Here is a 6,907-nt window from a genome sequence, read left to right on the forward strand (position 1 = left end):
CTGACTGGTCAAACTCGTAGGATACTTTGATGTCATCGGGAATGGCAGCCTGCATTTGTGGAAGATTTTCTTTAATGCGTTGCACAACATCCCAGGTAGAAGCATCGGCCCGTTTGGTAACCGGAATGTAAATGGAACGCTTCCCATTGATGAGCGCATAGCCGGATGTAATGTCTGCTCCATTTTCCACACTGGCCACATCCCGGACAAAAACAGATGTTCCGTTTACCTCTTTAACCGCGATCTGTTCGAGTTCCTTAAAATTATCAACCACACTGTTGGAAGGCGTAATCAGTGTTTGATCACCAATACGCACGTTCCCGGCGGGTAAGAGCACGTTGTTTCTGGCAATGGATGCCACCAGTTCGTCGGGTGAAATATTGTAGCTTCTTAGCCGTTCAGGGTTTGCTTTGATCAGGATCGTACGCTGATTCCCTCCTAAGGGAGGGGGAGCCGAAACGCCTGGCAACGCACCAAACATGGGCCGCACTTTAAACAATGCCAGATCCTGGATTTCATTCAGTGAACGGGTAGAACTGCTGAAAACCAGTTGACCAACCGGAAGTGAGCCTGCATCGTAGCGCATAACGAAGGGCGGAAACGTACCGGCGGGCATAAAGGAGCGGGCACGGTTGACATAGGAAATGGTTTCAGCCATGGCAGTTGCCATATCCGTCCCTTCGTGAAATTGCAATTTAATGAGCGATACGCCCTGGACTGATTTGCTTTCAACAAATTTGATTCCGGTGATGTACAGGAAATGATACTCGTAGTACGAAGCAAGAAAACCTTCCATTTGTTGTGGCGATAATCCGCCATAGGTCTGTGCCACATAAATAGTGGGCGTTCCCATTTTTGGAAATATATCGATGGGCAATTTTCTTATGGCCAGAATAGAAAAGAATAGCATCCCTACAATGGCAACCACGATAAAGACGGGCTTCCTTAATGCAAAACGTATGAGTTGAAGCATAACTTTCTATTTCAGTTCATTTAAAAATATGTTGATATCACCCTTTGTGACAGCCTTATTCAGTAGCGCTTTCCAGATATACCAATAAGACTGCTGTGAATCGGTTTCGGCTTTTAAAAGATTATACTGGGCTTGAATAAGGTCACTGAAATTCACCAGACCGGTATTATACCTGATTTGCATTGCTTTGAAAGCATACTGGGCAGATTGTAACTGTGTAGCTGTTTCAGTGGCGATCAGATATGCATTGTTGTAGGTCACCTGGCTGATCTGGTCTTTCTTATCCAGAATAAGCAGATTCTCTTCCACTTTTTGCTGGATAGATTGCGTCATGAGGTTTTGCTGCTGGATTTGCAGGTTTTTATCCGAAAATTTTAATATTGGATAAACAATCTGGAAGCCCAGGCCGTAATTGAAACGGCTAAATCCCAAACCATCACTTGCCTTTACGGTGCCGTCATACTTGATCCCTGAACCACGGGCATAAGCCGTGCTCCATATATTTATCTTAGGCAGATAGGATCGTTTGATTAATTTTTCCTTCGCCAGGCTGTATTCTAAAATGCTTTTCGGATAGCTGACATAGGGGTGATTGCTAAAATCGGAAGAAATGGCTGCGTGTGCCTGTGGAAACTTTTCAAAGAATAGGCTGTCCTTCGTATTAATTGCCTCATTAACCGCCAAAAATTGGGAAAGCATTATTTTTTGGGTTTCAAATCTTTCTGTGGCATTCAGTAATTCAATCCTGCTTTTAGAAAGCTCCGATTGAAACAATGCCGTATCCACACCCGGCTTGAGTCCTTTACTTGTGAGTGTACGCGACTGGATCAATGCAAATTCAACTCTTTTAATATTTTTCTGATTTACAGCAATCAGCTGCTTTGCCAATGCAGCATCCAGATAAGTATTGGTCACATTGGCCAGATGTCTGAACAATTCCATTTTTGAGTCCGATTCCTTTTGATTTACACCGGCTGTTGCATAGGCGGTTTGGGCATCGCGTTGCCCGAAGGTGATTGCCTGCCAGTTCATGGAAACTCCTGCTGCGCTGCCAAAGACAGGTTGATATATATTCTCGGCGGAAGGTGGCCCGCTAATTGGAAAAATACCGGATGGATTAAGCATTCCCGTAATGTTGTTGTAGGTCGCCAGATTGGCCTGGTAACTTAGATCCAGTGAAGGGATAATCGTATTTCTGCTCAGCGCAACGTCCTTCTTTGCCGCTTCTGATTCATAGTACTTGGATTTAAGCAGCGGGTAGTTTTTTTCGGCCAGTGTCAGCGCTTCGCGCAGGGAAACAGTCGTGTCTGGTTTTTGTCCATAGACTAAATAGGAAAAGAACAACAAAAAGAATGTGCTCGTTATTTTTAGATATGGCATAAAAAGTAAGCGTTCTGTGAGACGAACGCGAAACTATTTATTGATTTTGGAGAAACTTTGTAGGCCTTGGTTTAACGAAAAAATACTGTGATGCGGTGTTCTGCATTTTCATATTCATATTGAATTTTGAGCTGGTATAACTGGGTAATTTGTTTGACTAATGCAAGCCCTAGTCCCGTGGTTTTAGATGCATCGTCACCTTTTTTAAACCTTTCAAAAAGCTTCTCAGGATCATCTTTGATTTCATTACCTGTGTTAACAATCATCAGTTTTTCGGTGTTCAACTCCACATGAATCCTGCCATTAGGAATATTATGTATTACGGCGTTACCCATCAGGTTACTAAGTAGGATTTCAAAAAGAGAAAGATTCGCTACAATGATTATTTGTGGCTGAATGGATTTTGTCAATTTCGGGAAATGTTCATAGTGTTCCCGATAATTTTCAAGAATTTTTTCAAGGACCTGTGAAACATCGACTTGTTCCACTTGTGGGAACTGATTGTTATCGATCTTGGCCAGTAATAATAGGTTTTTATTTAATTGGCTCAATCTCTCGTTAGCCGCTGTTATGTCGGCCAGTAAAACTGCCGTTCTTTCGGTTAAAGCCGGATCATTGATAAGAAACTCAATTTTTGATCGGATAATAGCCACAGGGGTCTGCATCTCATGGGATGCATTCTCAACAAATTGTTTTTGATTCGTATATACTTTGTTCACTTTTTCGACCAGCTCATTCAGCTCATGGTTCAGTTGATTAAATTCAGTAATTCCAGTCTGGGAGTCCAGATGCATCGAAGGATTACGTACTAAATCATAGGCAGCGGCTTTTTCCAAGGTAAGAAAAAATGGTTGCCAAAGCACACGCGAGCTCTTTCGGTTGACAATTACGATGGCTAAAAGCAGGAATAAAAGGATAACGATTTCTGCAAGGAAGACCTTAACAATTAAGTGTGAAACTTCTTTGGAAGAAACATAGGTGGTTAGACGATAGGGCTTCCCCTTCCAATTTATTTGTCTTGTCAGTATTGTAAATTTGACGAACTGTTTATTTTCCTGATTAAATAAACTGGTATCGCGTGGCTGATTAGGCAGGTCGTTAATAAAACGCTTACCAGCATCGATATCATACTCGCCTGCAATATGCAGAATCATAGATTCAGGGTGTAGCGTGAAAGCTTTCCATATGTTAGCTTGTTTTAGATTCAGCTGCTTTTCCTGCATGTGGTGTGCGTGGAAAACAAGCATAAAATAAAATAAGATTGAGCCAACAAGCAGCACAAGTGGCAGCCATATGAAAAGATATCGGGTGTTTTTTTGTTCCAGCGTTTTGGTCATATCGAAAGCTTATAACCTAGTCCGTACACCGTTTCAAGCAAATCACCACAACCTTTTTCTTTCATTTTTTTCTTCAGATTTTTTACATGTGAATAGACAAAATCAAAGGAGGCGAGATTGTCTGTTTCTTCTCCATATATATGTTCAGCAATGGCTTGTCTGCTTACTACACGGTTTTTATTGGTGAGCATAAAAAGCAGCAGGTCATACTCGTTTTTGGTAAGAACTACTTGTTTTCCATCCCATTCAACCGTTTTTAAAAGTAAATTCACTTTCATATGGCTGATTTCAAGTGTATCCGAACCGGACGCATATTGACGCCGTATCAGTGATTTCACTCTGGCAAACAGTTCGGACAAATGAAAAGGTTTTGTGAGATAGTCATCCGCGCCCAGATCCAGGCCAGCAATTTTATCGTCCAGCGAGCTTCGGGCAGAAATGATGATTACACCTTCACTTTTCTTGTTTTTTCTAAGATATTTTAGAAGCTCTAGGCCGCTACCACCAGGAAGGTTAATGTCCAGGATAATGCAATCATATTGGAAGTCCTGCATTTTTTCAATACCCTGCCTATAAGAACCAGCCCCTTCACATAAAAAGTCTTCCTGCCTAAAGTATTCAACAATACTTTGCAGCAAGCTTTCTTCATCTTCGATAACCAGTAATTTCATCTACGGTATTTTTGCTAAGGTAATGGGCAATTTTGGAGAAAGTTTGACGGTGTGAATTTCTATTAAAACATTACACCCGTCTCTTTAAAAACCCTTTTATATCTACCCCAGCGTGCTTTAAAATTTTGTAAAGTGTAGGTTGACTTTTTATCTTGAACATCTCTCGGATTTCATCCGTACTCCGGTTGTTCTTTTCGTAAATTTCCTTGACTTCAGGTGCGATTTTACGGTAACGCTCACTTAGCCCTTCTGGCCTGCCTCCGGATCTACCTCTTGCACGGGCTGACTCGAGACCAGCTTTTGTTCTCTCGCGGATAATGTTGCGCTCGTGTTCGGCCAACACACACATAAATTGAAAAAATAGATTACCAGTGGCCGTGCTGGTGTCAATAGATTCAGAAAGTGATTTAAGATTTACTCCTTTATTTTTCAACTCTTCTATTAGCTCAATGAGCTTAATGGTGCTGCGCCCAAGCCGGTCCAGTTTCCAAATTACAATGGTGTCACCTGGCCGTGCATACTCCATCAATTTTTCAAAGTTTGGCTTGGTAGCCTTTACTCCGGAGACCTTATCGGTAAAGACCTGCTTGCATCCCTCTTTTTTTAGGGCGTCCAGCTGAAGGTCCAGATTTTGTTCCTGGGTAGAGACCCGGGCGTATCCTAATTTGATCATTTTATGTACGAAACTTAATAAAATCAAATATATTACATTTAGTTTAATTACATGTCAATATAAATAATGAGTTTGTAGGAATTAGGTTGATTGTAGATTATGTAAAAATACGGTCGTTTTAATACATAGATGATATGGCAAGGAAAGAGTACCTGACTCCCGAAGAGCGAAACCGATTTGAAAACCCGCCGCAATTGTTGTCTGAACAAAAAGGGCTTTTCCTTCAACTCCCTGAATGGGCGAGCAGCTATCTAAAAACCTTACAGACACCGACGAATCAAGTTGGGTTCCTCTTACAATTAGGCTATTTCCGGGTTGTCAGTCGTTTCTTTCTCTCTAACAGGTTTATTCAGTCAGACATTAATTATATTATAACCGGTATAATGGTTGATCCCAATCAAGTTAACATGATTGATTATGTAGGAGGAACATTCCGTCGGCATCAGGAAGACATACTTGGACAGTTAGGTTATACCGGTTTCGATAAAAAGGCTTCCGTAATGGTGTCTTTGGAAATGAAGAGAATGGTTTCGCTACGGACAGAGCCGGCACTTATTATGGAAGCAGTAATAACCTTCCTGGAAGAACATAGAATTGAGCTTCCTGGTTATGCAGCGCTAAGAGTTTTACTTGAAAAATCCTTCCGGCTGTTTGAACAGGAGCTGGAAGAAATTTTGGCAAAATATCTGCAGTTGAAGGACAAAGACTTACTCGACTCACTGCTAGTTCAACACGATTCCTATCAGCAGGAGGAAAAGAACCAAATCAAGATTAAAAGATATCAACTTACCTTTTCAAAAGGATAACCCAGTCCATGCAGCCGTCCGTAATCAAAGGAAGAATAGACAATTTTATCCGGTTGAAGGAAATGTATTTACAGCTTTTGCCCATTATCACCAGGCTTAATCTTCCGGAAGAAACTATAAAATTTTATGCTGAATATGTGATTGATAACCAGATATTCCAGGTTGCAGACCGGGACAATACCCGCTACTTGCTGCTTGTCTCATTCATAGTTCACCAATATTATCAATTGGGAGACGCACTTGTGCTGACTTTTAACCAGGCTGTTACAAGCGCTGTAAATGACTGTGAGAATAGAATCAAGCAAAGCCTGTTTGAAAACAGGATGAACACCTCACGTTTAGTGAGCTCCGTTTCTGTTCGAAGCGTTACCCATATCAATGTGTTGACCGAAGTGGAGCGCATAATCCATGACCAGGTATTGGAAGCAAGCCAGAAAGTCGAGCTCATCGATGAGCTGCTAAGAAAGCGAAAAGTTTCCTCCCAAGTGCTGTTGGAAGATCAGGAAAGGCTAAATAATTTGAAGCTGGTCAACCAGCGGATCAGTGACCGGGAGGACTATTACCAGGCCCTAGAAAAAGCTTCATTGCGTTTACAAATCCGCGTATCTGATTTAATTAAAGTCCTGGCATTTGATTTTGAAACTTCCCAAAAGCAATTACTGGATGCCATTGATTATTTTCAAATGAAGGATGGCAATATTCAACAACTCAATAGCGTCCCGATTGATTTTTTATCTCTTGAAGAAAAGCAAAGGGTAGTAACATCAGATGGAAAAATCAGGATATCACTTTATAAAATATTGCTGTTCAGGGAAATGCGTGACCATATCCGGGCTGGTGCTTTAAATGTCCGATCCTCGTATTTGTACCGGTCTTTTGAAGAATACATGATTTCAAAACTACATTGGATCAGAGATAAGGATCTTCTTTTAAAACGTGCTTCATTAATGCATCTCCAAAGACCGGCTCCAATTTTGTTGAAACTGAACGAAGAATTAAACTCCCAGTTAAAGCTTGTCAATCAACATGTAGGTAATGGCCAGAACCAGCAGGTATATGTTGACACA

6 protein-coding genes and 1 pseudogene are annotated in these 6,907 nt (G+C 41.3%); 2 read left to right on the plus strand and 5 right to left on the minus strand.

Translation table 11 applies throughout. The features are described from left to right. From ACTIE6_RS14155 to ACTIE6_RS14175, 5 genes are all read right to left on the minus strand, one after another. Positions 1 to 973 (minus strand): efflux RND transporter permease subunit (locus tag ACTIE6_RS14155; RefSeq protein ID WP_439557263.1); only part of this gene is annotated, 973 nt, incomplete at its 3' end. 6 nt (positions 974 to 979) lie between these two features. Beyond that, positions 980 to 2,353 carry a TolC family protein gene (locus ACTIE6_RS14160; protein WP_439557264.1) on the minus strand — a complete coding sequence of 458 codons (1,374 nt, stop codon included), beginning with the start codon at positions 2,351 to 2,353 and terminating at the stop codon, positions 980 to 982. A gap of 71 nt (positions 2,354 to 2,424) precedes the next feature. Then, entirely contained in the window at positions 2,425 to 3,690 is a 1,266-nt protein-coding gene (locus ACTIE6_RS14165) for a sensor histidine kinase (protein ID WP_439557265.1), read from the minus strand. Continuing rightward, complete coding sequence (locus ACTIE6_RS14170; RefSeq protein WP_439557266.1) at positions 3,687 to 4,361, minus strand: response regulator transcription factor; 675 nt, start codon at positions 4,359 to 4,361, stop codon at positions 3,687 to 3,689. The genes ACTIE6_RS14165 and ACTIE6_RS14170 overlap by 4 nt, the downstream gene beginning before the upstream one ends. Positions 4,362 to 4,431: 70 nt before the next feature. Further along, the gene (locus ACTIE6_RS14175) at positions 4,432 to 5,034 is read right to left on the minus strand and encodes a recombinase family protein (RefSeq protein ID WP_439557267.1); all 603 of its coding nucleotides are present in this window, start codon (positions 5,032 to 5,034) and stop codon (positions 4,432 to 4,434) included. Between the two features lie 134 nt (positions 5,035 to 5,168). Here ACTIE6_RS14175 and ACTIE6_RS14180 point away from each other — a divergent pair, with 134 nt between their 5' ends. Next, on the plus strand, positions 5,169 to 5,840 hold the full coding sequence (locus tag ACTIE6_RS14180) for a DUF4158 domain-containing protein (RefSeq protein ID WP_439557268.1): 672 nt from the start codon (positions 5,169 to 5,171) through the stop codon (positions 5,838 to 5,840). Between the two features lie 8 nt (positions 5,841 to 5,848). Next, positions 5,849 to 6,907 (plus strand): annotated as a pseudogene (locus tag ACTIE6_RS14185) (Tn3 family transposase); the annotation flags it as partial.

Source organism: Dyadobacter sp., assembly GCF_051859145.1.
In the GTDB taxonomy this organism is placed as follows: Bacteria; Bacteroidota; Bacteroidia; order Cytophagales; family Spirosomataceae; genus Dyadobacter.